We start from the raw sequence: 24,424 nt of genomic DNA, 5'->3' as shown, positions 1-24,424 counted from the left end.
TGAAAAAGCCCGGCAGCCATGCCGGGCTTTTTTCATGCTCGCACCACCGCCAATGCCCTACGTCGGAGCCTGCTGGCGGGCGATGCTTTTATCTGCGCGAATCCCGAATCCCGTGAAAAGAGCCTCGCCCGCCAGCGGGCTTCTACCCTGCATGACGGCAATCAGCGCAGCCCCGTCTCCGCCCGCGCGATCACCATGCGCTGGATCTCGCTGGTGCCTTCGTAGATCTCGGTGATCTTGGCGTCGCGGAAGTAGCGTTCCAGCGGCATCTCCTTCGAATAGCCCATGCCGCCGTGGATCTGCACCGCCTGGTGGCTGATCCACATCGCCGCTTCCGACGCGGTGAGCTTGGCCACCGCCGCCTCGGTGCCGAAGCGGCCGCCGTGCTTCTCGGTCTCGCCCTTGGTCCACGCCGCGCGCAGGGTCAGCAAGGTCGCGGCATCCAGCTTGCACTTCATGTCGGCGATCTTCGACTGGGTCATCTGGAACGTGCCGATCGGCTGGCCGAAGGCCTTGCGGTCGCGCGACCACTGCAAGGTCGCCTCGTACGCGGCGCGGGCGATGCCCACCGCCTGCGAGGCGATGCCGATGCGGCCGGCGTCGAGCACGCCCATCGCGATCGAGAAGCCCTTGCCCTCGTCGCCGAGCAGGTTTTCCTTCGGCAGCACGTAGTCGGTGAACTCGATCTCGCAGGTGGCCGAGGCGCGGATGCCCAGCTTGGGCTCGGTCTTGCCGGCGTGGAAGCCCGGCAGCTGGGTATCGACGATGAAGGCCGACACGCCCTTGGCGCCGATGCCCGGCGTGGAGATGGCGAACAGCACGATGTAGCGCGCCACCGGGCCGGAGGTGATCCAGCTCTTCTTGCCGTTGATCACCCAGTCGCCGTTGGCATTCTTGGTGGCGCGGGTGTGCATGGCCGAGGCGTCGGAGCCGGACTGCGGCTCGGTCAGTGCGTAGGCGCCGATTGCCTCGCCGGTGGCGATCGCGCGCACGTATTTCTGCTTCTGCTCTTCGTTGCCGTGCTTGAGGATGCCGTTGCAGAACAGCGAATTGTTCACGCTCATCACGGTCGCGGTGGCCGCGTCGGCGGCGGCAATCTCGATCATCGCCAGCACGTAGGCAATCGAGTCCATGCCCGCGCCGCCGTAGGCTTCCGGTACCTCGATGCCCATCAGGCCGAGTTTGCCCATCTCGCGGATGTTCTCCAGCGGGAACTCGCCTTTCGCATCCAGCTCGGCGGCCACCGGCACGATGCGCTTTTGCGCAAAGTCGCGGGCAATCGACTGGATCGACAACTGGTCTTCGGTAAAACGGAAATCCACGGGCGGCTCCTGAAGGCAATCAAGCCGCCGATTTTAGCGGGAAATGGCCTGCCGGCTCGCCGATGTGCGCTTGACGCATGGCAAGGCCCGGCCTAGCCTGTACATCTTTGTATCGCGATACAGGGATAACCGATGGATCTGGCCACCGCTTCCAGCGTGCTGCGCCTGCTGGCCGACCCCACCCGCGTGCGCCTGCTGGCCCTGCTCGAACACGAGGAACTCACCGTGGCCGAACTGGCCGCGGTGCTGCACCTGGCACAGCCGCGGGTATCCACCCACCTGGCCAAGCTGAAGGAAGCCGGCCTGGTGCGCGACCGCCGCGCCGGCGTTTCCGCCTACTACCGCGCCAACAACGAGGGCGACGCGGCGCAGCACGCCCTGCTGGTCTCGCTGCGCACCAGCATCGACGACGCGCTGCTGCGCGAGGACTCGGCGCGCCTGCCCGGCGTGCTGGCGAACCGCGCCCGCGAGGAAGGCTGGGCCGACACCGTGGCCGGCGACATGGAACGCCATTACTCCCCCGGCCGCACCTGGGAAACACTGGCCCGCTCGCTGCTGCAGCTGCTGGAGACCGGCGACGTGCTCGACATCGCCTCCGGCGACGGCATCACCGCCGAACTGCTGGCGCCGCACGCGCACTCCATCGTCTGCGTGGATTCCAGCGAGCGCGTCGTCGCGGCCGCGGCGAAACGGCTGAAGACGTTCGCCAACGTGCGCGTGGTCCGCGGCGACATGCATGCGCTGGAGCTGGGCGACCAGCGTTTTGACCTGGTGCTGATGCTGCACGCTCTGACCTACGCCGAGCACCCGGCCAGGGCTGTGGCCGAGGCTGCACGCCTGCTGCGCCCCGGCGGCCGTCTGCTCGCGGTGACCCTGGGCCAGCACGACCACCGCGCCGCGGTCGAGCCGTTCGACCACCGCAACCTCGGTTTCAGCGGCGAGCGGCTCGACGGCTACGCCCGCGCCGCCGGCCTCGACGTACTCAGCTGCAACCGGCTCAGCCGCGAGCGCAAGGCGCCGCATTTCGAAGTGATCAGCCTGCTGGCGCGCAAGAGCGCCTGAACACAGCTGCACCGTTCAATCAAAGGAAGTTCGATGAGTACCCTGCCCTGGCTCCATCCCGACCGCGTCGCCCTGCTGGAGCAGGCGCTGCGCCAGCGCATCCTGATCCTCGACGGCGGCATGGGCACCATGCTGCAGGCGCACGGGCTGGACGAAAGCGGCTTCCGCGGCGAGCGCTTCGAGCACGGCCACGACGGCCACACGCACGAGCATGCCGGTGCCTGCGACCTGAAAGGCAACAACGACCTGCTCACCCTGACTCGCCCGGAAATCATCCGCGGCGTGCACGACGCCTACCTCGAAGCCGGCGCCGACCTGATCGAGACCAATACCTTCAACTCCACCCGGATCAGCCAGGCCGACTACAAGCTGCAGCACCTGGCCCATGAGTTGAATCTGGAAGGCGCGAAGCTGGCCCGCGCCGCCTGCGACGCGATGACGGCGAAGACGCCGGAGCAGCCCCGCTTCGTGATCGGCGTGCTCGGCCCGACCAGCCGCACCGCCTCGCTGTCGCCCGACGTCAACGACCCGGGCTTCCGCAACGTCACCTTCGAAGAGCTGGCGGCGAACTACACCGAAGCCGCCAGCGGCCTGATCGACGGTGGCGCCGACGTGATCATGGTCGAGACGATCTTCGACACGCTGAACGCGAAGGCCGCGCTGTTCGCGCTTTCCGAACTGTTCCACCAGCGCGGCGCACAGGTGCCGGTGATGATCTCCGGCACCATCACCGACCGCTCCGGCCGCACCCTGTCCGGGCAGACCGCCGAGGCGTTCTACTATTCGGTACGCCACGCCCGTCCGCTGTCGGTCGGCTTCAACTGCGCGCTCGGCGCCGAGGACCTGCGCCCGCACGTGCAGACCCTGGCCAACCTCGCCGAAAGCTGCGTCAGCACGCACCCGAACGCCGGCCTGCCGAACGCGTTCGGCGAATACGACGAAACGCCCGAGCACATGGCCGGCGTGATCGCCGGCTTCGCCCGCGACGGCCTGCTCAACCTGGTCGGCGGCTGCTGCGGCACCACGCCGGCGCACATCAAGGCGATCGCCGAGGCGATGCGCGGCATCGCCCCGCGTGCACTGCCTTCGGCCGACCAAGCGGAGGCCGCATGACCATGACACGCCATACCTGCCTGTCCGGCCTGGAGCCGCTGGTCATCACGCCCGACCTGCTGTTCGTCAACGTGGGCGAACGCACCAACGTCACCGGCTCGGCGAAGTTCAAGAAACTCATCAAGGAAGACCGCTACGACGAAGCGGTGGAAGTGGCCCGCCAGCAGGTGGAAAGCGGCGCGCAGATCCTCGACGTGAACATGGACGAGGGCCTGCTCGACGCCGAAGCGGCGATGGTGAAGTTCCTAAACCTGATCGCCGCCGAGCCGGACATCGCCAAGATCCCGGTGATGGTGGACTCCTCCAAGTGGAGCGTGATCGAAGCCGGCCTCAAATGCCTGCAGGGCAAGGGCGTGGTCAACTCGATCTCGCTGAAGGAAGGCGAAGGCCCGTTCCTCGAACAGGCAAGAAAAATCCTGCGCTACGGCGCCGCCACCGTGGTGATGGCCTTCGACGAGAACGGCCAGGCCGACACCGTGGCACGCCGCCTGGAAATCTGCGAGCGCTCGTACAAGCTGCTCACCGAGGAAGTGGGTTTCCCGCCCGAAGACATCATCTTCGACTCCAACATCTTCCCGATCGCCACCGGCATCGAGGAGCACGCCGACAACGCGGTGAACTTCATCGAGGCGTGCAAGGTGCTGAAGAAGCGCTTTCCGCTGTCGCATCTCTCCGGCGGCGTCTCCAACGTCTCGTTCTCGTTCCGCGGCAACGACACCGTGCGCGAAGCGATCCACAGCGTGTTCCTCTACCACGCCATCCAGGCCGGCATGGACATGGGCATCGTCAACGCCGGCCAGCTGGCGATCTACGACGAGCTGGAACCCCAGCTGCGCGAGCGCGTGGAAGACGTGGTGCTGAACCGCCGTGCCGATGCCACCGAGCGGCTGATGGAAATCGCCGAGAAACACAAGAAGGGCGCACGCGAGCAGGACAACGGCAACGCGCTGGCCTGGCGCGAACTGCCGGTGCGCAAGCGGCTGGAGCATGCGCTGGTACACGGCATCGACCAGTTCGTGGTGGAGGACACCGAGGAAGTGCGCCAGGGCGTGACGCGCACGCTGGACGTGATCGAAGGCCCGCTGATGGACGGCATGAACGTGGTCGGCGACCTGTTCGGCGCCGGCAAGATGTTCCTGCCGCAGGTGGTCAAATCCGCCCGCGTGATGAAGAAGGCGGTGGCCTACCTGCTGCCCTTCATGGAAGAGGAGAAGAAGAACAGCGGCGACACCAGCCGCTCCAACGGCAAGATCGTGATGGCCACGGTCAAGGGCGACGTGCACGACATCGGCAAGAACATCGTGGGCGTGGTGCTCGCCTGCAACAACTTTGAAGTGATCGACCTCGGCGTGATGGTACCGGCGCAGAAGATCCTCGACACCGCGATCGAGGAAAACGCCGACATGATCGGCGTCTCCGGCCTGATCACCCCCTCGCTGGAAGAGATGGCCCACGTCGCCCGCGAAATGAAGCGGCGCAACTTCAACATCCCGCTGCTGATCGGTGGCGCCACCACCTCGCGCGCGCACACCGCGATCAAGATCGAGCCGCACTACGAAACCGCCTGCGTGTGGGTGAAGGACGCTTCGCGCGCAGTCGGCGTGGTGCAGTCGCTGGTCAGCAAGGAGCTGGTGGACGGCTTCCTCGCCAAGGTGCGCAGCGAATACGCCGAGGTGCGCGAGCGCCACAAGCACCGCGGTCCCGGCAAGAAACTGGTGACGCTGGAACACGCGCGCGGCAACCGCTTCACCTGCAACTGGGCCAGCTACGACCCGCCGCAGCCGGCGCAGCCCGGCCTCACCGTGTTCGACGACTACCCGCTGGCCGAGCTGCGCCAGCGCATCGACTGGACGCCGTTCTTCCAGGCCTGGGAACTGGCCGGCCACTACCCCGCCATCCTCAGCGACGCCGTGGTCGGCGCGCAGGCCAGCGAGCTGTTCGCGGACGCCCAGGCGATGCTGGACAAGATCGTCAACGAGAAGTGGCTCACGGCCCGCGCGGTGATCGGTTTCTGGCCGGCCGCCAACCTCATGGACGACGTGGAGATCTATACCGACGAAACCCGCGCCCAGCCACTGGCCCGGCTGCACCACCTGCGCCAGCAGGCCGACAAGCCGGTGGAACGTCCCAACCTGTGCCTGGCCGATTTCATCGCACCGAAGGCGTTCGGCCGGCCCGACTGGATCGGCGGCTTCGCGGTCACCGCGGGCCTGGGCATCGAGGCGCATCTCGAGCGCTTCCACGCCGAGCACGACGACTACTCCGCGATCATCCTGAAGGCGCTGGCCGACCGTCTCGCCGAGTCCTTCGCCGAGCGCATGCACCAGCGCGTGCGCAAGGAGTTCTGGGGCTTCGTGCCCGACGAAAACCTCGACAACGAGGCGCTGATCGCCGAAAAGTACCAGGGCATCCGCCCCGCCCCCGGCTACCCCGCCTGCCCCGACCACACCGAGAAAACCACCTTGTTCAAGCTGCTGGACGCCACCCGCAACGCCGGCATCGAACTTACCGAAGGCTTCTCGATGTACCCGGCGGCGGCGGTGTCCGGCTGGTACTTCTCGCACCCGGGCAGCCAGTATTTCGTGGTCGGCCGGCTCGGCCTGGAACAGGTGCAGGACTACGCCAAACGCAAGGGCTGGAGCCAGGCCGAAGCCGAACGCTGGCTGGCCGCCAACCTCGACTACGACCCGGACTAACCGCACGGCGCCCGCATCGGCGCCATGCCATCACGCGGTGGTGTCGCCGGTGACGCTGTTCTTGCGGTGGCGCAAATGCACCACCAGATTGTAAACCGAGACGAACACCGGGAAGAAGTTGGAGATGATGCCCACCGAGTCGTTCTTGCCGACCACGAAATACGCCAGCAACAGGGCACTGCCGAACACCGACAGCCACCAGAACGCCAGCGGCATCACCACCCGCTTGTACTTGCGCGTGTAGTAGAGCTGCACGAACCAGCGGCTGGTGAACAGCAAGGTTCCGGTAAACCCGACCATCTTCCACGGCGTCAGCTCGAACTGCTGCAGGGCACGCAGAATGCTGGCCAGATGAACGCTGATGAATTCCATGGTGGTGCGCTTTCGACTTGAGAGGGAGGCAAGTCTAGCAACCCGCATCCCCGTCCCGGCACGTTCGATCCACGCAAGGCATTGACCCGTTCCGCGACTCCCCCTAAAATTGCGCGTTCTCGGCGGGCGATTAGCTCAGCGGTAGAGCACTGCCTTCACACGGCAGGTGTCGCAAGTTCGATCCTTGCATCGCCCACCAATAGATTCAACGACTTAGGCCACCTTAGCGGGTGGCCTTTTTCGTTGTACGGACGCTGGTACGGAAACACAAAGGGAAACGCCACCACCCCACCATCAAGATGCGGCGAGGCTCTCGACCTTGACAACCTGCTCAGGCAGCACCGTTTGGTTCTCGCCATCAAAGCAGGTGTTTGAGCCCAGCGAAAGGCGCTCGGCGTGCGCGGTTTGGTGGAGATAGAACAGCGCAGCTTCCACGCAATCAATGCCGCAGCGCTTTGCGCTCCAGAACTTCACAATAGTCGGCGTGAGTGCTTGACTGAGCTCGGTGTGCAGGGCGGTGCCATATGCCCCCAGATAGCCGTTGCAGATGTCTTCCATGATCTCTGGAAGCCATAGGTAGTTGTGGTTACCGATCTCCTCCGAGCGAGTGGCGACTGCTCGAACCATCATGGCGTAGGGGCCAGCGTGAAGCGCATCGTCAGCCTTCAACTCGTAGTGAAAATTTGGCACGCCATTACGGCGCATATTGAGCAGCCGCGTCTCGTGCTCCGTGCCACGAAAAACATTCAATATGGTTTGCCAAACGCACTCAAGCGACACGGACAGCGGCTGTATGCCCTCCGCGAAATCCGCGCCTGGGCGCACTCGTGTTAGATGAAACCAGAACACTCGATCAAGTCGGGAAGCTCTGCAGTCGAGCGAGCACTCGAATATCCTGCGCAGCTCTTGATCACCCGGGTACTTAGGGTCGGAGTTCTCATAATGGGCTTCAAGGTCGAAGGCCTGCAGGAATCCGTCAATCTCAATCCCGGAGACGCCATAGATTTGGGAGACGGATGCAAGCGCTGATTCGCGTGATTCGCAGTCCATGACGATCATGCCAACTACACCATCAAAGCGATAGCAAGCACGATCAGTGCGATGAATGCATGTTTTGTGATGCTCATCTGGCCGTCAATCTTTTTTCTTCGCACTGCTGCTGCCATGATGTTTCGTCATCTGCGTCTATGCCGAGTACTCCGATGTTCGGCGGGCTGCCTTTGGGCATCGGCCATACCGTAGCCATGAAGTAAGTGAATCCGGTGTATCCGCCCATGCCGTTCTTAGCATTCACCATGCCGCATGCCATCCCGGTTTTATCGTCGACAAAGACGTTCCGAAATTTTGCAGAATCCGCGTCCTTCAGCATCGTTGCCATACCTTCCTTGATGGCTGCCAATTCTTTCGGCGTGGCATTTCGATGCACCGCTTGAGCAATGGCTGCGGTGGAAATCAGCAACGTCATTGCCATTAGAAGTCGTTTCATGTCGCCCCCGTTAGACCGATATGCGCCATTGCGGCGCGGCCAATCCGCACTCCGCCAATAACGTACACCTCATCAGTGGCTATAACCATTGCCCGGCATCATCAGCCCCAGCTCCATGACCGGCTCGGCGCGGGTCGCCCCGAAGATCGCCATCGCCACCGATAGCACCGCCGACCTCCACGAGCGCATCAATGAGGCTGCGAAAGTATCGGGGCGCTCGATGAACGCGGAAATCGTTCAGCGCTTGGAGGCGAGCTTTCCACCAGACATCGAGAGCGAGATGCTGCGGCAGCGGATGGCGGAGCTCGCTAACCTGCAGCGATCACTTCAAGATATCCACACGCGTCTAGACGCAGAGCGAACGCGGCTACAAAGGGCTGATCCCGGATCGGCTGAATATCGGTCCGTCGGGGAACGCATTTCGGTGTTCCAGATTCGGATGGAAACTCTCACCACCCTTGCTGCGTCGGTGCAGGAAGATGTTGAGCGCTTGATTAAGGCAAGGCCGGTAGCGAACTAACCGCCCACAAAAAACCCCGCGCTAGGCGGGGTTGATGGTCGAGGGTGGCTGAAGCTCAGTCGGCCAACGCCTCCAATACGTGCTTGGGGTCCTTGCTGATCGCGCGCAGTAGCGCCTTGGCTGGGCCAGTGGGTTCACGCCTGCCCTGCTCCCAGTTGCGAAGAGTGCCGACCTGCACGTCGACGATGCCGGCGAACTTGGCCTGTGACAGTCCAGTGGCGCGGCGGATCTCCTTGACGGCCAGCGCGTCGATATGGACCTCGCGCGACGGCTGGCGCTCACCCCGGACAATCTCGTCCATCTGGGTCACGCTTTCCATCAGGTTGTCGAACATATTGGCGTCCACGGTTATCTCCACTGCTCTATGACTTTCTTTAGTGCTGCTTTTTGCGCAGGCGTCAGATTTTCTTGTACGTTCTTCGGATAGGCGAAAACCATGGCGATACGCGAGGCAGAAACGAAGTAGTAGTAGATCACTCGCGCGCCGCCGCTCTTGCCGTGACCCTTCGCCGCCACGCGGATCTTGCGTAGTCCGCCGGTTTCCTTGATGACGTCGCCAGCCTCCGGATTCTCGGCTAGATAGCGCTGGAACGCCCCGTAATCATCATCGCTCAGCAGATCCTTGATCTGGGCAGTGAAGATTGGCGTCTCAACAAAGATCATGGGGTGCATCCTACGTCAGTGGCGTATGTGCGTCAATGGCGTACATGGGTTCACAGCGCCAGCCGCGCCGCACTGGGCTATCGCGTCAAGGTGGAACTGGTTGCAGCTTGATCTAGTGCTGTAACAATTTGTTACAACGCCAGTCCAGCCATCGCCTTGGCAACGTGGTCATGCAGCAGGTGGCCGTAGTGCTTCTCGATCATCGCCGGGGACGTGCCTGCCACCATGAACAGCGCAGCGTGCGTGTAGCAACGGGCACTTCACACGGCAGGTGTCGCAAGTTCGATCCTTGCATCGCCCACCACCGAATCCGACGAACAAGGCCACCTTGCCGGCTGGCCCTGTTCGTTGTGCGGACACCATGAACAGCGCAGCGTGCGTGTAGCAACGGGCACTTCACACGGTAGGTGTCGCAAGTTCGATCCTTGCATCGCCCACCACCTTGTCCGTTTCGGCCGTGCGCACACTGGCTCAGGAGCGAAAGTTGTCCAGCACGTGTTCGACCAGCAGCGCGAGGAAGGCTTCGCGCTCGCGCCGGTAGCCAGGGTCGGCCGGGCCGGCCAGGGCCGCCTTGTGCATCGCCTGGTGGCTGGCATCCAGCACGCTGCCGAGTTCCGGCCGGTGCAGGTATTCGCCCGGGTCGCAGCTGATTTGCGCATGCCGGGCCCAGAATGCCGGTTCGGGTGGCAAGGCAACGAACTGCTCCTCCCAGCGCAGCTCGCCGGCGAGCGCGCCCAACCCGGTTTGCGGCCATGCGGAAGCCTGCTCCCAGCGGTAATCCGTCAGCCAGGCGGACAACGCGTCGGCAGGCATCGGTCGGGCCAGCGCGTAGCCTTGGCCGAAATCCGCGCCGAGGATCGTCGCCGCCTCGATCAGCTCGGGCGACTCCAGCCCCTCTACGACCACTTCGAGCCGAAGGTCGTGCCCGATCCGGATCAGCTGGCGGATGAAGCGCAAGGTGCCCAGCGGATCCTGCCGCGCCTGGCCGACGATGGCCTGGTCGATCTTGATGCGGTCGAACGGCCACTGGCGCAGGCGGATCAGCGAGCTGTAGCCCGCGCCGAGGTCGTCTTCGACCAGGCGCACGCCCAGGGCCTTCAGCGACTGCATGCCCGAGCCCTGCGGCACGGCGGCATGTTCGGTGCCAATCGGCGATTCGAGGATCTCGAACAGCAGCGCCTGCGCCGCGCAGCCGCTGCTGGCGATCACGGCCGCTGCCACCTCGGCATAGCGCGGATCTCCCAGCGCGGCTGCCGGCGCATTCACCGAAATGTCCAGCGCATAGCCCGCGCGCAACAGCGACCCGCGGCAGGCGGCGGCCTGGCCCAGCCCCTGGCGGAACAGCACGAGCAGGTCGTCCGCGCCCAGCGCGGGCAGGAACCGGGCCGGCGCCAGCAGTTCGCCGTCCTCGTCGCGCAACCTCGCCAGTGCCTCGATCTCGGCGACGCGGCCGTCGGCCAGCCTGACCAGCGGCTGGTAGTGCATCTGCAGCGCGTCGGTGGCGACCATCGCGCGCCAGCGCTCGCGCATGAAGAACGGCAGCAGTTCGGTGCCCTGGCGCGGTGGCGCCAGGCGCGCCAGGGCCAGGTCCAGCACGGTCTTGATCTGTTCGAGGAAGGCCCGCTGGTCCTCGCTGTGGAAGCCGCCGGCGTAGGGGCTGTACACGGTCAGCACCACCGCCGGCTGCAACGGCGAGGCGCACAGCGGGATGGCCACGTTGGAAACCACCCCGAGGCTCAGCGCGATGTCGCGCCAGGGCGCCATCGCCGGATCGCTGCCGTAGTGCGCGCAGCGCTGGATTCGCGCCGTGCGCCAGGCGCGCCCGCTGGAGCCCAGCCCACTCGGCTGGTCGGTGTCGACCCGGATCGGCGCCGCCTTGCCGCTGACCAGCGCGTGCAGGTACTCGGCAAAGGCCGTACCGGCCACCGCCTCGTAGGTCAGCTGGCCCGACGCGTCCGGACGCCCGGCCGAACAGGCGACGATTTCCTTGTGCGACACCAGGATATCGGCCACGCCCTGGATCAGTTCCAGGTAGCCCTCGGCCGACCATGCCAGCGCATTGACCCTGGCCAGCAGGGCCACCCGGCGGCGCTGCAGTTCGCGCATGCTTTCCAGCTGCCACTGCCGCTCCATGCCCAGCCGCTGCAGCAGGACCGCCAGCGCGCGGCGCTCGTTCTGGCCGACGCCGACCAGCACGGTGGCCATGATGTCGCGCAACTGCTCGATCGCCTCCAGCAGCCAGACTTCCTCGAGCCCGCAGGCGGCGTGGAACAGGCCGGTCCGCGTCGCCCGGGCGCGATGGCCGGCCATGTCCAGATCCGCCCGCAGCAGGACCAGCAGATGCTGCAGCTGATGCGCCTCGAACGTCTTCAGGTCCTCGGCCGGAAGCAGGTCCAGCAGCCTGGAGATGCCGTCATGCGCACGCAGCCCGGCATGGAAGCTTTCCACGATGCCGGGCAACCGCGGCTCCCACGCCTTGCTGCAGGAGTCCAGCAACATGGCGGCATGTTCACCGTAGGGCGTGGCGGCAGCATCGAGCTCGTCGGCCTGGTCCACCACGCCATCGGGCGACACCAGCGACCACCAGTGCGAGCGGTGCCGCTTGCGCGATTTCACCTGGTACATCGCCTGGTCGGCGCGGCGCAGCAGTTGTTCGCCGGTGGTCCGGGTTTCGCTGGAATACAAAGCGATGCCCAGGCTGGCGCCCACGGCCATGGCCGTGCCGTCGATCGTCACCGGGAACCCCAGGACTTCACCAATACGCTCCAGCAGCCCGTCGATGTCCTGCACGGATTCGAGATCCTCGAACACCAGTACGAACTCGTCGCCACCGAGCCGGGCCACGTAGTCGCCGGCGCGAAGCATCTGGCGAAAGCGGCTTGCCATCTCGACCAGCAGGCGATCGCCCACGGCATGGCCGTGGCGATCGTTGATCGGTTTCAGGTCGTCCAGGTCGAGCAAACCCACGGCCACCAGCCGACCCCGCCGCCGGGCGCGGGCCAGCACGTTCTCCAGGTGCCGATCCAGCGCACGACGGTTCGGCAGGCCGGTGAGGTCGTCGTGCAGGGCCAGGTAGGTCTGTCGCTCCTGCTCCTGCAGCAGGGCGTGCCGCTGCGCGTGTTGCCGCAGCGCCAGTCCGGTCGCGTCGGCGATCTCGTCCAGCAGGCGGCACATCTCGTCGTCGAAAGCGTCCGACTCGACGGTCAACACCGCGAACACGCCAGTCGGCATCCGCGCCGCGCCGATCGCGCCGGCAGGGGATGCGAACAGCGGCCAGCAGCCCACCGCACCGGCATGTTCGAGCAGTTCCCGGCGGAACGCCGTGTCGTCCTGCGGTGCATCGGGTGAATGGCGCCAAATGACCGGCGCGCCCTGCATGAAGGCCTGCGTCTGCGCCGGCACGACCGCGCCGTCGTCGTGTCGCGGCGGCAGCGGCAGGCCGCGCACGATGTCCGCGATCGGACCGACCAGGGCCATACGGCGCAGCATCGGGTCGGCACCATCGGCGGCGAACACGTCGACCGCCGCGGCACCGGCGATGTCGACCAGCGCCCGGGCCAGCGTGCGATAGACCGATTCCGGATCCGGCTGTTCGAGCAAGGCGCGCTGGATCGTGCGCTGCGCATCGCGATAGCGGCCCATCCGCACGCTGTGCTCCAGCAGCAGTTGGTGATCCCAGAACCGGCTCAGCTCATCGGCCAGCCGCTGCGCCCAATCGAGCAACTCTCCGCTCAGGCTGGGGCCGTCGTCGCGGGAGTAGGCGGTCAGCACCAGCTGGCCATCGTCGCGTGTCCTCGACGCGGCCACGATGCAGGAACCGAAACCGTGCCGCCGCGCGTCGTCGCGCCATGGCGCGAACTCCGGCGCACCGACCGGAGTCACCCGTGCCTGCTCCTCGCGCAACACCATGCCCACCGGCCCACTCCCGCCAGGGGCGGATTCGTCTGCGCTGAGGCGCAGCGCGGACGCGTACTCCGCGGCGGTTCCCGCCGCCGCCATTACCTCAACGCTGTCCTGACCCGGTTCGCGCCGGCCGACCCATACCAGCGGAAGGTCCATGGTCGAGGCCAGGATGCCCGCGATCGTGACCATGGTCCGGCGGCGGTCGCGATCCGGCGGCGCATGCAGCAGCGCAAGGGTCTCCGCCACGCTCCGGTAGAAGCGCTCGCGCAGTTCGCCACGTGCCTGCTCCTGGCTGTTCATCCGCCTGCGGATACCCCTCGAACGAACCGACGGTACATCGACCGTCGTCATACTTCATCACGGGAGCACGCATTAATCCATCACGCGTTGCGTCGGCGTGCACGGGCAGCCTCGTTCACCCGGACGACGTACTCTCCCCGCAGGCCTGGGCGCGCTTGCGCATCAGCTCGCGCTCGCGCCGGTTCATGGCCAGCGCGGCGGCCCGCTCGAACTCCCGGCGCGCCTCGTCGACACGCCCCAGCCGGACCAGCAGGTCGCCGCGCACCGCGGGCAGCAGGTGGTATCGCTTGAGGCTCGGCTCGTCGACCAGCGCATCGACCAGTTCCAGACCCGCCACCGCGCCGCCGGCCATGCCCACAGCCACCGCGCGGTTGAGTTCCACGACAGGCGAGGGCATCACCCGGGCTAGGGTTCGATACAGCGCCGCGATGCCAGGCCAATCGGTCTCCTCGCCGGTGAAGGCGCGCGCGTGGCAGGCGGCGATCGCCGCCTGCAGCGCATACGGCCCCAGCGCGCCGCCCAGCTTCCCGGCCCGCTCCAGCGCGGCCAGGCCGCGGTGGATCAGCAGCCGGTCCCACAATGACCGGTCCTGCTCCAGCAGCAGGATCGGCTCGCCGCATGCATCCACCCGCGCGCGCGACCGCGAGGCCTGCAGCTCCATCAGCGCCACCAGGCCATGCACTTCGGGTTCGCGCGGCATCAGGCCGGCCAGTACCCGGCCCAGGCGCAGGGCGTCCTCGCACAAGGCCGGGCGCATCCAGTCGTCGCCGGCGGTGGCCGAATAGCCCTCGTTGAAGATCAGGTAGATCACCCCGAGCACCGAGGAAAGGCGTGCGGCAATCTCCTCGCCGCGGGGCACCTCGTAGGCCACCGCGGCCTTGGCCAGGCTGCGCTTGGCGCGCACGATGCGCTGCGCGATGGTCGGCTCGGGCACCAGGAAGGCGCGCGCGATCTCCTCCGTGGTCAGGCCGCCGAGCAGGCGCAGGGTCAGCGCCACGCGCGCCTCCATCGACAGCAGCGGGTGGCAGGCGGTGAAGATCAGCCGCAGCAGGTCGTCGCCGAACGGATCGTCCAGCGCCGCCTCGTCGGCGGCTCTTGCATGTTCCTGCTCGTGTTCCAGCTCGTGCATCAGTTGTTCGTGCTTGCGTTCGAGCAGCTTGCTGCGGCGCAGCCGGTCGATCGCGCGATGCTTCGCGGTGGTCATCAGCCACGCGCCGGGGTTGTCCGGCACGCCGCTCTGCGGCCACTGCTCCAGCGCCACCACCAGCGCGTCCTGCGCCAGCTCCTCGGCCAGGCCGACGTCGCGCAGCATGCGGGCGAGGCCGGCGATCAACCGGGCCGATTCGATCCGCCAGACGGCGTCGATGGTGCGATGGGTGTCGGTCGCGCTCATGCGACCGATCACAGCATCCCCGCGATGCCCGCGCAAGGCCGGAAGTCACGCCTGCTTTCCCACCTCCCGGCCGGCATCATCCGCCGCGCGACCAGCGCCTCCCGGCGCGTCCGCGCCGGACCCGGCTCATGTCTTCGTGGCGAGCTGCGCGCGCAGCCGTTCCTCCTGTTCGCGCAGTTCGGGGGTGAGCTCGGTGCCGAAATCCTCGGCCTCGAAAACCTGGCGGATCTCGATCTCGGCATCGTCGTCGAACGGCGCACGCTTGAGCCATTCGATCGCCTCCTGCATCGACTTCACCTGCCACAGCCAGAAGCCGGCAATCAGCTCCCTGGTTTCCGCGAACGGCCCGTCGGTCACCGTGCGCGCGCGGCCCGAGAACTTCACCCGCACGCCCTTCGAACTGGGTTGCAGGCCCTCGCCCGCGAGCATGATGCCGGCCTTCACCAGCTCCTCGTTGTATTGGCCCATCGCGGTCAGCAGTGGCTCGCTGGGCATCACGCCGGCTTCCGAGTCCGGGCTCGCCTTCACTATCACCATGCAGCGCATCGTCGTGTCTCCTTCGAACGGGTGGGAGCCAGGCAGACCACTCCGGCTCTGTGCGAACGACGAACGGCAGGCCGGCGGATCGACAGGTCGCAAACGATGCGCCATGGCTCGGTATGCTGTGCGGGTTGCGTCGACCGGGGCAGGAAGGCATGAGGGACAACCCAGACGGGCTGATCGTCCACCGCGGCAGCCGCACCGAGCGGCTGGCCGACGCGCTGGCGCTGCAGCTCGAAGCACAGCGCCCGGCCAATCCGCTGGCCGCGCAGACCGTGGTGGTGGCGCACCCGGGGTTGCGGCGCTGGCTGCTCGGCCACCTGGCGCAACGCCGTGGCCCGCATGGCGGCCATGGCATCGCCGCCAACCTCGAGATGATCCTGCCGTGGCAGTGGTTCGAGCGCGCGGCGCGCCGGGCGCTGGGCGACGAGGCGCTGATCGGCGGCGCCTACCGGCACGAGTTGCTGCGCTGGCGCCTGCTGATGGCGCTGCCCGCGCTGCAGGCGCCGGAAGTGGCGGCCTACCTGTCCGGCGACGACGCGGCGCGGCGCAGCTTCCAGCTCGCCGAGCACTTGGCCGGCCTGTACACCCAGTACCTGATCTACCGGCCGGACTGGATCCTCGACTGGGAACAGCACCCCGCACGGCACGCCGGCGACTGGCAGGCCGCGCTGTGGCAGCGGCTGCGCGCCGCCATCCCGCGGCCGCACCGCGCGCAGCGCAGTGCCGCCCTGCTGCAGGCCCTGCGTACCGGCAATGCGCTGGCCGGCGAGCCGCCGCTGCACGTGTTCGGCGTCAGCCACCTGCCGCCGGACGTGCTGGCGGCACTGCAGGCGACCGCGCTGCACGCGCCAGTGCACCTGTATTTTCCCGACCCCTGCCGCGAGCACTGGGTCTACCTGCGCCGGCAACGCTTCCTGCTCACCCACGCGGACGACCCGGAGGCGCTGTACTACGAGGTCGGCCACCCGCTGCTGGTCGCCCTCGGTCGCATCGCGCAGGATTTCTGCCTCACCCTGGACGAGTGCGATGCGCTCGACGAGCGCGACCCGCTCGACGAGGCCGAACCGCTCGACGACGCCACCTCGCTGCTCGCCCGGCTGCAGTCGAGCATCCGCTGCCTGCAGCCGGAGCTGGTCGGCGCGCCGATCCGCGCGCAACAGGTGGACGGGGCGGCGCTGGAGGACATCCTGCCCGCGCTGCGCCACGACGCCAGCCTGCGCGTGCACGTCTGCCACACCCGCCTGCGCGAACTGGAAGTGCTGAAGAACGCCCTGCTGCGCTGCCTCGCCGACGACCCCAGCCTGCAGCACCGCGACATCGTGGTGATGGCGCCGGACATCGGCGCCTACGCGCCGTACCTCGCCGCGGTGTTCGGCGAGCCGGCGCAGTACCGGCACGACCCGCTGCACCTGCCCTGGCACCTGGCCGATGTCGGGCTGGCGCATGCGCACCCGCTGATGAGCGCGTTCGCGCAGGTGCTGGACCTGGCCGAGAGCCGCTTCACGGTCAGCGAGGTGCTGAACTTCCTCGACGTGCCGGCGGTGGCGCGGCGCTTCGCGCTCGACGCCGGCGGGCGCGACGCGCTGGAACGCTGGCTGCGCCGCGCCCGCGTGGCCTGGGGCCTGGATGCCGCGATGAAGGCCGAGGCCGGCGCAGCAGCAGTCGACGCGAACTCGTGGCAGTTCGGCTTCGACCGCATGTACGCCGGGCTGATCGCGGGCCAGGACGGCGGCGACGGCCTGCTCGATGGCATCCTGCCGCTGGAAGGCGTCGCCGGCAACGCGGTGGAGGCGCTGGGCCAGCTCGACCGCCTGCTCGGCGAACTGCGCCAGCTGCGCCACGCCTTCGCCGGCGCGCGTCCGCTGGCCGCATGGAGCGCGTGGCTGCTGGAGCGGCTCGAAGCGCTGTTCCTCGCCGACCCGCGCGACGCCGCCGAACAGAACGCGCTCGACGCCCTGCGCCGGCTCGTCGCCGGCCTCGCCGGCCAGGCCGCCGAGGCCGGCATCGACACCCTGCTGCCGTGGAGCGTGGTGCGCGAGGCGCTGCGCGGCGCGCTCGAGGTGGTGCCGGAACGCCAGGCCTTCCTGCTCGGCGGGGTGACCTTCTGCGGGCTGGTGCCGCAGCGCTCGATCCCGTTCCGCGTGGTCTGCCTGCTCGGCATGAACGAAGGCGAGTTCCCGCGCCCCGGCCACGACGCCGGCCTCAACCAGATCCTCGCCCAGCCGCGCCGCGGCGACCGCGACACGCGCAGCGAGGATCGCTACCTGTTCCTGGAAGCGCTGATGTCGGCGCGCGACGCGCTGCACGTGAGCTACGTCGGCGAAGGCATGCGCGACGGCAAGCCGCGCAACCCCGCCGCACCGCTGGCCGAGCTGCTGCAGTTCCTCGACGAACAGCACGGCCTCGCCGGTGACGAAACAGCCGAGCGGCCGTGGCGCGTGCGCCACCCGCTGCAGCCGTTCGACGCGCGCTACTACGAGCGTGATGCCGAGGGCCAACCCCGGCACGATCCGCGGCTGTTCTCGTACGAGCCGGCGTTCCTCGCCGCCGCATCGATCAGCGCCGGCACGCCGCCCTTCCTCGACGCGCCGGCGACCACGCCGGAAACCGGGGCCGGCGAGATCACCCTCGGCACGCTCAGGCGCTTCTGGCGCGACCCCGCGCGGGACGCCCTGCTGCGCGGCCAGGGCATCAGCCTGCAGGCGCTGGACGACCGCGGCTGGCCGGATCGCGAGCCGCTGGAGACGCCGCTGGAAAAAATCGAGCGGGTCGACCACCGCCTGCTGTTCGACGCGCTCGCCGCCGGCCGCGCCGAACTGCCCGCCGAACCGCCGGCATGGCTCGCCCGCTCCGGCATGCTGGCCGGCGGCGCGGTCGGCGAGCGGACCTGGACGCAACTGCGCGACGCGCTGCGCCCCCTGCTGGCGCAGGCGCAGCCGCTGTTCGCCGACGCCGGCGCGCAGGCGCAGCCCCAGGCGATCGAGCTGGACCTCGGCGACGGCCTGCGCCTGAGCGGCACGGTCGACCGCGTATTCCGCGGCGCCGACGGCATGCTGCTGTGGTTCGACGCCCGCCCGGGGCGCGCCGCCAACCTGAAGGACCTGCTGGACTTCTACCTCGACTGGGCCTGCCTGCAACTGGCCCGTGCCGGCGACGGCGCGCCCCTGCAGGCCACGCTGCTGGAGCAGGTCCGGCGCACGCAAGGCGGCAGCAGCGTGCTGGTGGCCCAGGCGGCGGGCATGCTCGACACCATCCGCGCGCAGGAGGGCGAGCAACTGCGCCACGGCCTGCGCCGCCTGGTCGAGGCGTATCGGGCCGCCGCACAGCGGCCGCTGCTGTTCTTCCCGCGCGCCGCGCAGGCCTGGGCCGGCAACGAGCCAGAGAACCGCCTGGCCAGGGCGGCCGCGGCGTGGGAAGGCGACGGCTTCAACCCCGGCGAACGCGACTACGCGCCCGGCTACGCGGCCCTGCTCAGCCGCGGCCTGGAGCTGTTCGACGTGGAGAGCCCGGCCCATCGCGCCTTCGTCGCCGCCACCGAGCTGGTCTGCGGCGTGCTCGACCCGCAGCGCACGACCTTGATGAAAGTCACGCAGGACACCCAGCCATGACCGCCGCCGCCCTGCCCCCGCTCGACTGGCGCGCCATGCCGCTGCACGGGCGCGTGCTGATCGAGGCCAGTGCCGGCACCGGCAAGACCTGGAACATCGGCGTGATCTACCTGCGCCTGCTGCTCGAACGCGGGCTGCGGGTGGAGCAGATCCTGGTGACCACCTTCACCGACGCCGCCGCGCAGGAACTGCGCGAGCGCCTGCGCCGGCGCCTGGTCGAGGCCGAGCGTCTGCTCGAAGCCGCCGCGCGCGACGCGGCCAGCGTCGATCCGCTGGAAAGCTGGCTGGCCGCGCTGTGCCCCGACGCCGACAGCGTCCGCCTCGCGCTGCGCCGGATCCAGCTGGCCCGCAGCGACCTCGACCGCGCGCCGGTGTCGACCATCCACGCGCTGTGCCAGCGCATCCAGCGCGACTACCCGCTGCAGAGCGGCGCCGCGTTCGCCGACGACCAGCTGTTCGACGAGCAGCAGCTGATGCGCGAATGCGTGGAAGACTTCTGGCGCCGCCGCTACCTCACCGGCGCGGTCGACCCGCGCGAGGCCGAGCTGCTGCTGAAGGACGGGCCGGAAGGCCTGCTGCGCGACCTCGGCGGGCTGGCCAACAGCGCCGACGCGCGCATCGAGGCCGGTGGCCTGGCCGAACTCGAACGGCAGCTCGACGCCTTGTGCACCGATGCAAGCATCGCCGAACTGCGGCGACTCGCCGGCGACAAATCGCTCTACGCCCCACGCAAGACGGCTCTCTCGAACCGGCTCGGCAAGATCGCCGACGCCTTGCAAAGCAACGATGAGGAAACCCTGGCCGCCAGGCTCGACAAGACTTTCGAGCCGGATGCCGTACTCGAACAGGAAGCACCGGAAAGCACCGAACCACTCAACACCCATCCCCTGATCAAGGCCCTGCAGGCACTGCGCCCGCTGCTCGGCCTGCGCGACGTGTTCACCCGCGGCGCCGTGCTCGCCGACGCCGCGCAAGCCTGCCGCGAGGAAATGCCGCGCCGCGCGCGCCAGCGCCACGTGCTGACCTTCTCCATGCTCATCGATGCGGTGTACCAGCGACTGTGCGGCGAGGCAGCCGACGCGGTGCTGGCCGACCGCCTGTTCGACGCCTTCCCGGTCGCCCTGATCGACGAGTTCCAGGACACCGACCAGCGCCAGTTCGCGATCTTCGAGCGGATCTACCGCGAGCGCGGCACGCTGGTGATGATCGGCGATCCCAAGCAGGCCATCTACAGTTTCCGCGGCGGCGACATCGCCGCCTACCTGCGCGCCGGCGCACAGGCCGGCCAGCGCTTCTCGCTGGGCACTAACCATCGCTCCAGCCGCGCCCTGGTGGAAGCGCTGAACGCCTGGTACGGCCACACCGAAGGCGGCTTCGGCCAGCTGCCGATCCGCTACCAGCCGGTCGCGCCGGCCGGCAAGGCGGACGGGCAGCCGTACACCGTCGACGGCCAGCCGGTGGCGCAGCCGCTGGTGTTCCACCCGTTCCACGGTGACGCGCTCGACAAGAAAGGCAAGCCGCTGGACGCGCTCGGCGACCTCGAGGCGCTGGCGCTGGACGATTGCGCCAACCGCATCGCGGAACTGCTCAACGACCCGCGCCAGGCGATCGGTGGCCGCCCGGTGACGCCCGGCGACGTCGCCGTGCTGCTGTCCACCAACAACCAGGTCGTGGCGCTGCGCCAGCGGCTGGTCGCGCGCGGGGTGCCCTGCGTGGGCAGCGGCCGCGGCAACATCTTCGCCGGCGAAGTCGCGCGAGAGCTGGAGCTGATCCTGTACGCCGTGCTGCACGCCGACGACGACCAGGCCGTGCGCGGCGCGCTGGCCACCACCCTGCTCGGCGCCACGCTGGAGCAGTTCCACGCGTGGCAGGCGCAGCCCGCCGCGTTCGAGCGCGAGCTGGAACGCTTCGAGGCGTGGCGCGCGCTGGTGCGCAGCCGCGGCGTGCTGGCGCTGGTCGGTGAACTGCTGGCCGCGCGCGCCACCGCCTTGCTGGCGCTGCCGGAAGGCGAGCGCGTGCTCACCGACCTGCGCCACCTCGGCGAGCTGCTCGCCGCGGAAGAAGGCGCGCGGCAAGGACTGGACGGCCTGTACGCCTGGCTGCAGGAGATGCGCCGCGAAGGCGGCGACGGCGACGCCGAGGCGGCCGACGAACGCCAGCTGCGCATCGAGAGCGACGCCCGCCGCGTGCAGCTGCTGACCATCCACGCCAGCAAGGGGCTGGAGTTTCCCCTCGTGTTCCTGCCGCTGGCGTGGCGCATCCGCAGCCAGGGCGGCAGCTATGCGCCGAAGCTGCTGCGCTACCACGACGATGCCGGCCAGCGCTGCGTGGATCTGGGCTCAGCGCATTTCGTCGAACACTGCGCGCGCCATTTCCGCGAGGAGCTGGAGGAGCGCCTGCGCCTGCTCTACGTGGCGCTGACCCGCACCGTGCACGCCGTGCACGTGTACTGGGTCGACCGCGGCCCGCTGCCCGATGGCGATGCACAGACCTGGGAATGGGCCGCGATCGACCTGCTGCTGGAGCAAGCCCGGCAGAAGCTGGCACTGCCCGCGGGCGAAGCCTCGCTCGACGCCATGGCCGCGGCACTCGGCGGCATGCGCCTGGCCGCGCCGTTCGCCGATACCTTCACCCGCTACCGGCCGCCGGCCGAAGCCCCCGCGCCGCGCGCCGCCCAGGCGCCGTTGCCGGCATTGCGGCCGTTCCAGTGGCTGCACAGCTTCAGCGGGCTGACCCGCCATGCCGCCGCCGTGCTGATCGACGACAGCGGCAGTGCCGACGAAACCGGCGCGGAAGAGCCGGTGGTCGAAGCGGACGAGGTGGTCGAAGATGGCCGCCTGCTCGCGCTGCATCCGTTGCGCGGCCCGCGCTTCGGCGACGCCGTGCACCAGGTGTTCGAGCTGGCGCAGCCCGGCCCGCTGTGGCCCGACCAGCGCCAGCTGCTGCACCGCCAGCTCGGCGCGCAGGCGGTCGCCGCGCCGCATCTGGCGCACGAGGAAGCGCTCGAACGCGTGGGCCGGATGATCGACCGCGCGCGCCAGGCCGACCTGGGCGGCGGCCTGCGCCTGCTCGACCTGGCGCCGAAGCAGCGCATCGCCGAGTTCGAGTTCCAGTTCCCGGTGCGGCAGGTGCCGCTGGCGACACTGCGTCGGATCTGCGCGGCCCACGGCCACGCCGACGCGATCCCGGCCAGCCTGGATGCCACCACGCTGAACGGCATGCTGACCGGCTTCGCCGACCTGATCTTCGCCTGGGACGGCCGCTTCCACGTGCTCGACTACAAGACCAACTGGCTCGGCGCGCGGCTGGGCGACTACCGGGGCGAGCCGCTCGATGCGGCCATGGCCGCGCACCACTACCCGCTGCAGGCGCTGCTCTACACCGTGGCGCTGCACCGCTACCTGCGTCAGAGAATGGACGGCTATACGGCCGAACGCCAGCTCGGCGAAAGCTGGTACCTGTTCGTGCGCGCGCTGGGGCTGGCGCCCGGGCTGGGCGTATGGCGGCGGCGCTGGCCGGCGGCGCTGGTCGAGGCGCTCGACGATGCCTTCGCCGGCGCGCAGGAGGCCGCGGCATGAACCGCCCGCTGCCGCCTGCCGCCGCCGACGAGCGCGCGATCGACCAGAGCCTGGCGCAATGGGTACTCGGGCGCACCGGCTCCGCCTTGCTCGCCGCCGCCGTGCGTGCGGCCAGCCGCGCCGAAGGCCACGGCCATTCCTGCGCCGCGCTGGCCGACCCGGACACCGGCGCCGACCTCGATACCGATGCCCTGGAGGCGCTGCGCCGGCACGACTGGGTCGGCGACGGCACCGCGTTCACCCCGTTCGTGCTCGATGCGCAGGGGCGCTTCTACCTGTGGCGCAACTGGCAGCACGAGGCGAAGCTCGCCGAGGCAATCCTGCGGCGCTGCGCGCAACGCACGCTGCCGATTCCAGCCGATACCCTCGCCGACGACCTGGCGACGCTGTTCGCCGGCATGCCGCGCGGCGCCACCGACGGGCAGCGCGCCGCCGTGGCCGCGGTGCCCGGCGCGCGTTTCTTCGTGCTCACCGGCGGCCCCGGCACCGGCAAGACCACCACCGTGGTGCGCATGCTGCTGATGCTGCTGCGCCACGCGCACGCCTGCGGGTTGCCGGCGTGGCCGTCGATCGCGCTGGCCGCGCCCACCGGCAAGGCCGCCCAGCGGCTGGCGCAGGCCGTCGCCAAGGGCAAGGCCGAACTGCAGGCCAGCCTGCCGGGCAGCGGTTTTCACGACTTCGTGCCGCACATCCCGCACGCCGAGGCGCGCACGCTGCATCGCCTGCTCGGCTACCGGCCGATGGACGACAGCTTCGGCCACGGCCCGCACAACCCGCTGGCCGAGGACATCGTGGTGGTGGACGAGGCGTCGATGGTGGACCTGGCGATGATGCGCCAGCTGCTGCAGGCGCTGCGCCCCGCGGCGGTACTGATCCTGCTCGGCGATCCGGGCCAGTTGGCCTCGGTCGATGCCGGTTCGGTGCTGGCCGACATCGTCGCCGCCGCGCCGCGCCAGCGGCTGCCGCCGCCGCTGGCCGGCCTGCTCGCGCCGCTGCTGCAGCAGGCGCCCGATGTCGCCGCCGGCGACGCCCCGCTGGCCGGCCAGGTACTCGCGCTGACCCACAGCTGGCGCGCCGGCAGCGGCCTGCAGCGCGGCGTCGAGGCGCTGCGCGACGCGCCCGACCCGGCCTGGCTGGACGCACTGCTGGACCAGCGACGCGACGGCGACCTGCACCTGCGCCACTGCCCCACCGTGCACGCCATGCGTGCCTGCGTGGACGGCTGGATCGAGCGCCACGCCGGGCTGCTGCAGTCGCTGCTGGCACCGGCCATCGATGCCGCCGAAGCCTTGCAGCGGCTGCGCCAGCTGCAGATCCTGTGCGCGCTGCGCGACGGTCCGTTCGGCGCGCAGGGCATCAACGAGCTGGTGCTGCGCCGGCTCGCCGTCCGTTTCGGCATCGACGCCAGCCGCGCCTGGTACCACGGCCGCCCCGTCATCGTCACCCGCAACGACTACGCCCGCGGCCTGTTCAACGGCGACGTCGGCATCGCGCTGGAAGGTGCGGAAGGACTGCGCGTGTGGTTCGAACTCAGCGACCGCGACGGCAACGCCGGCCTGCGCAGCTACTCACCGCGGGCGCTGCCCGCGCACGACAGCGCCTGGGCGATCACCATCCACCGCAGCCAGGGTTCGGAGTACCGCGAGGTGGCGGTGCTGCTGCCGCCGGACGCCGACAACCGCATCCTCACCCGCGAACTGGTCTACACCGCCATCTCGCGCGCGAAGGAGCATGCCGAGATCTGGAGCACCGACGACGCACTGCGCGCCGGGCTGGCGCGGCCGATCCGGCGGCAAGGCGGCCTGCGCGAGCGGCTGCAGCCGCGGTGAAGGAAAGCGCGCCGATCCGGCGCCTGCCTATCCGGC

General features: G+C 68.8%; 16 protein-coding genes and 1 tRNA gene. 8 read left to right on the top strand and 9 right to left on the bottom strand.

All coding sequences use genetic code 11. From position 1 onward, the window contains the following. Nucleotides 1-161 precede the first annotated feature (161 nt). Complete coding sequence (locus R2APBS1_RS06205; RefSeq protein WP_015447264.1) at nucleotides 162-1,322, bottom strand: acyl-CoA dehydrogenase family protein; 1,161 nt, start codon at nucleotides 1,320-1,322, stop codon at nucleotides 162-164. Between the two features lie 132 nt (nucleotides 1,323-1,454). Between R2APBS1_RS06205 and R2APBS1_RS06200 the strand changes: the two genes are divergently transcribed. The 3 genes from R2APBS1_RS06200 to metH are packed head-to-tail and all read left to right on the top strand — an operon-like array spanning nucleotide 1,455 to nucleotide 6,193. Beyond that, complete coding sequence (locus R2APBS1_RS06200) at nucleotides 1,455-2,384, top strand: ArsR/SmtB family transcription factor (RefSeq protein ID WP_015447263.1); 930 nt, start codon at nucleotides 1,455-1,457, stop codon at nucleotides 2,382-2,384. A 33-nt stretch (nucleotides 2,385-2,417) separates the two neighbouring features. Then, on the top strand, nucleotides 2,418-3,497 hold the full coding sequence (locus R2APBS1_RS06195) for a homocysteine S-methyltransferase family protein (protein WP_007512804.1): 1,080 nt from the start codon (nucleotides 2,418-2,420) through the stop codon (nucleotides 3,495-3,497). Then, nucleotides 3,494-6,193, top strand: coding sequence for a methionine synthase (gene metH / locus R2APBS1_RS06190; protein ID WP_041676682.1), 2,700 nt, complete (start codon nucleotides 3,494-3,496; stop codon nucleotides 6,191-6,193). The genes R2APBS1_RS06195 and metH overlap by 4 nt, the downstream gene beginning before the upstream one ends. 30 nt (nucleotides 6,194-6,223) lie before the next feature. Here metH and R2APBS1_RS06185 read toward each other — a convergent pair whose 3' ends face one another. Beyond that, nucleotides 6,224-6,565 carry a lipid-A-disaccharide synthase N-terminal domain-containing protein gene (locus tag R2APBS1_RS06185; protein ID WP_007512800.1) on the bottom strand — a complete coding sequence of 114 codons (342 nt, stop codon included), beginning with the start codon at nucleotides 6,563-6,565 and terminating at the stop codon, nucleotides 6,224-6,226. Between the two features lie 124 nt (nucleotides 6,566-6,689). Here R2APBS1_RS06185 and R2APBS1_RS06180 point away from each other — a divergent pair. After that, nucleotides 6,690-6,764 (top strand) — tRNA-Val (locus tag R2APBS1_RS06180). A gap of 95 nt (nucleotides 6,765-6,859) precedes the next feature. Here R2APBS1_RS06180 and R2APBS1_RS19265 read toward each other — a convergent pair. Further along, nucleotides 6,860-7,624 (bottom strand): hypothetical protein, encoded by a 765-nt coding sequence (locus R2APBS1_RS19265; RefSeq protein ID WP_015447261.1) that lies wholly within the window; start codon nucleotides 7,622-7,624, stop codon nucleotides 6,860-6,862. Nucleotides 7,625-7,688: 64 nt separating this feature from the next. After that, nucleotides 7,689-8,051 (bottom strand): hypothetical protein, encoded by a 363-nt coding sequence (locus tag R2APBS1_RS06170; RefSeq protein WP_015447260.1) that lies wholly within the window; start codon nucleotides 8,049-8,051, stop codon nucleotides 7,689-7,691. A gap of 88 nt (nucleotides 8,052-8,139) precedes the next feature. Here R2APBS1_RS06170 and R2APBS1_RS06165 point away from each other — a divergent pair, with 88 nt between their 5' ends. Beyond that, nucleotides 8,140-8,571, top strand: coding sequence for an Arc family DNA-binding protein (locus tag R2APBS1_RS06165; RefSeq protein WP_027489850.1), 432 nt, complete (start codon nucleotides 8,140-8,142; stop codon nucleotides 8,569-8,571). Between the two features lie 55 nt (nucleotides 8,572-8,626). Here the strand turns inward: R2APBS1_RS06165 and R2APBS1_RS06160 are convergent, their stop codons facing one another. From R2APBS1_RS06160 to R2APBS1_RS06140, 5 genes are all read right to left on the bottom strand, one after another. Next, complete coding sequence (locus tag R2APBS1_RS06160; RefSeq protein WP_007510672.1) at nucleotides 8,627-8,917, bottom strand: helix-turn-helix domain-containing protein; 291 nt, start codon at nucleotides 8,915-8,917, stop codon at nucleotides 8,627-8,629. Nucleotides 8,918-8,919: 2 nt separating this feature from the next. Further along, nucleotides 8,920-9,234 (bottom strand): type II toxin-antitoxin system RelE/ParE family toxin, encoded by a 315-nt coding sequence (locus tag R2APBS1_RS06155; protein ID WP_007510671.1) that lies wholly within the window; start codon nucleotides 9,232-9,234, stop codon nucleotides 8,920-8,922. Between the two features lie 471 nt (nucleotides 9,235-9,705). Further along, complete coding sequence (locus tag R2APBS1_RS06150; protein ID WP_007510668.1) at nucleotides 9,706-13,437, bottom strand: diguanylate cyclase domain-containing protein; 3,732 nt, start codon at nucleotides 13,435-13,437, stop codon at nucleotides 9,706-9,708. 115 nt (nucleotides 13,438-13,552) lie between these two features. Further along, nucleotides 13,553-14,830 (bottom strand): RNA polymerase sigma factor, encoded by a 1,278-nt coding sequence (locus tag R2APBS1_RS06145; protein WP_015447257.1) that lies wholly within the window; start codon nucleotides 14,828-14,830, stop codon nucleotides 13,553-13,555. A gap of 126 nt (nucleotides 14,831-14,956) precedes the next feature. Continuing rightward, nucleotides 14,957-15,376 (bottom strand): YciI family protein, encoded by a 420-nt coding sequence (locus R2APBS1_RS06140; RefSeq protein WP_015447256.1) that lies wholly within the window; start codon nucleotides 15,374-15,376, stop codon nucleotides 14,957-14,959. Nucleotides 15,377-15,489: 113 nt separating this feature from the next. On the opposite strand from R2APBS1_RS06140, the gene recC reads away from it, so the two are divergent. From recC to recD, 3 genes are read left to right on the top strand one after another with little or no spacing between them, the layout of a single operon-like run. After that, on the top strand, nucleotides 15,490-18,981 hold the full coding sequence (recC, locus tag R2APBS1_RS06135) for an exodeoxyribonuclease V subunit gamma (RefSeq protein ID WP_425477018.1): 3,492 nt from the start codon (nucleotides 15,490-15,492) through the stop codon (nucleotides 18,979-18,981). Further along, nucleotides 18,978-22,559: a UvrD-helicase domain-containing protein gene (locus tag R2APBS1_RS06130; protein WP_015447254.1), complete on the top strand. Its 3,582-nt coding sequence runs from the start codon at nucleotides 18,978-18,980 to the stop codon at nucleotides 22,557-22,559. Before recC ends, R2APBS1_RS06130 begins: the two co-directional genes overlap by 4 nt. After that, nucleotides 22,556-24,388, top strand: coding sequence for an exodeoxyribonuclease V subunit alpha (recD, locus tag R2APBS1_RS06125; protein WP_015447253.1), 1,833 nt, complete (start codon nucleotides 22,556-22,558; stop codon nucleotides 24,386-24,388). Before R2APBS1_RS06130 ends, recD begins: the two co-directional genes overlap by 4 nt. Nucleotides 24,389-24,424 lie beyond the last annotated feature (36 nt).

Source organism: Rhodanobacter denitrificans (genome assembly GCF_000230695.2).
GTDB classification, from domain to species: domain Bacteria; phylum Pseudomonadota; class Gammaproteobacteria; order Xanthomonadales; family Rhodanobacteraceae; genus Rhodanobacter; species Rhodanobacter denitrificans.
This window is presented reverse-complemented; position numbering and strand designations above follow the sequence as displayed.

Excerpts from the sequence above, each read along its gene's own strand:
- recD (WP_015447253.1), top strand. The coding sequence starts at position 22,556 with ATGAACCGCCCGCTGCCGCCTGCCGCCGCCGACGAGCGCGCGATCGAC.
- metH (WP_041676682.1), top strand. The coding sequence starts at position 3,494 with ATGACCATGACACGCCATACCTGCCTGTCCGGCCTGGAGCCGCTGGTC.
- R2APBS1_RS19265 (WP_015447261.1), bottom strand. The coding sequence starts at position 7,624 with ATGATCGTCATGGACTGCGAATCACGCGAATCAGCGCTTGCATCCGTC.
- R2APBS1_RS06195 (WP_007512804.1), top strand. The coding sequence starts at position 2,418 with ATGAGTACCCTGCCCTGGCTCCATCCCGACCGCGTCGCCCTGCTGGAG.
- R2APBS1_RS06130 (WP_015447254.1), top strand. The coding sequence starts at position 18,978 with ATGACCGCCGCCGCCCTGCCCCCGCTCGACTGGCGCGCCATGCCGCTG.
- recC (WP_425477018.1), top strand. The coding sequence starts at position 15,490 with ATGCTGTGCGGGTTGCGTCGACCGGGGCAGGAAGGCATGAGGGACAAC.
- R2APBS1_RS06185 (WP_007512800.1), bottom strand. The coding sequence starts at position 6,565 with ATGGAATTCATCAGCGTTCATCTGGCCAGCATTCTGCGTGCCCTGCAG.
- R2APBS1_RS06170 (WP_015447260.1), bottom strand. The coding sequence starts at position 8,051 with ATGAAACGACTTCTAATGGCAATGACGTTGCTGATTTCCACCGCAGCC.
- R2APBS1_RS06140 (WP_015447256.1), bottom strand. The coding sequence starts at position 15,376 with ATGCGCTGCATGGTGATAGTGAAGGCGAGCCCGGACTCGGAAGCCGGC.
- R2APBS1_RS06150 (WP_007510668.1), bottom strand. The coding sequence starts at position 13,437 with ATGAACAGCCAGGAGCAGGCACGTGGCGAACTGCGCGAGCGCTTCTAC.
- R2APBS1_RS06200 (WP_015447263.1), top strand. The coding sequence starts at position 1,455 with ATGGATCTGGCCACCGCTTCCAGCGTGCTGCGCCTGCTGGCCGACCCC.
- R2APBS1_RS06145 (WP_015447257.1), bottom strand. The coding sequence starts at position 14,830 with ATGAGCGCGACCGACACCCATCGCACCATCGACGCCGTCTGGCGGATC.
- R2APBS1_RS06155 (WP_007510671.1), bottom strand. The coding sequence starts at position 9,234 with ATGATCTTTGTTGAGACGCCAATCTTCACTGCCCAGATCAAGGATCTG.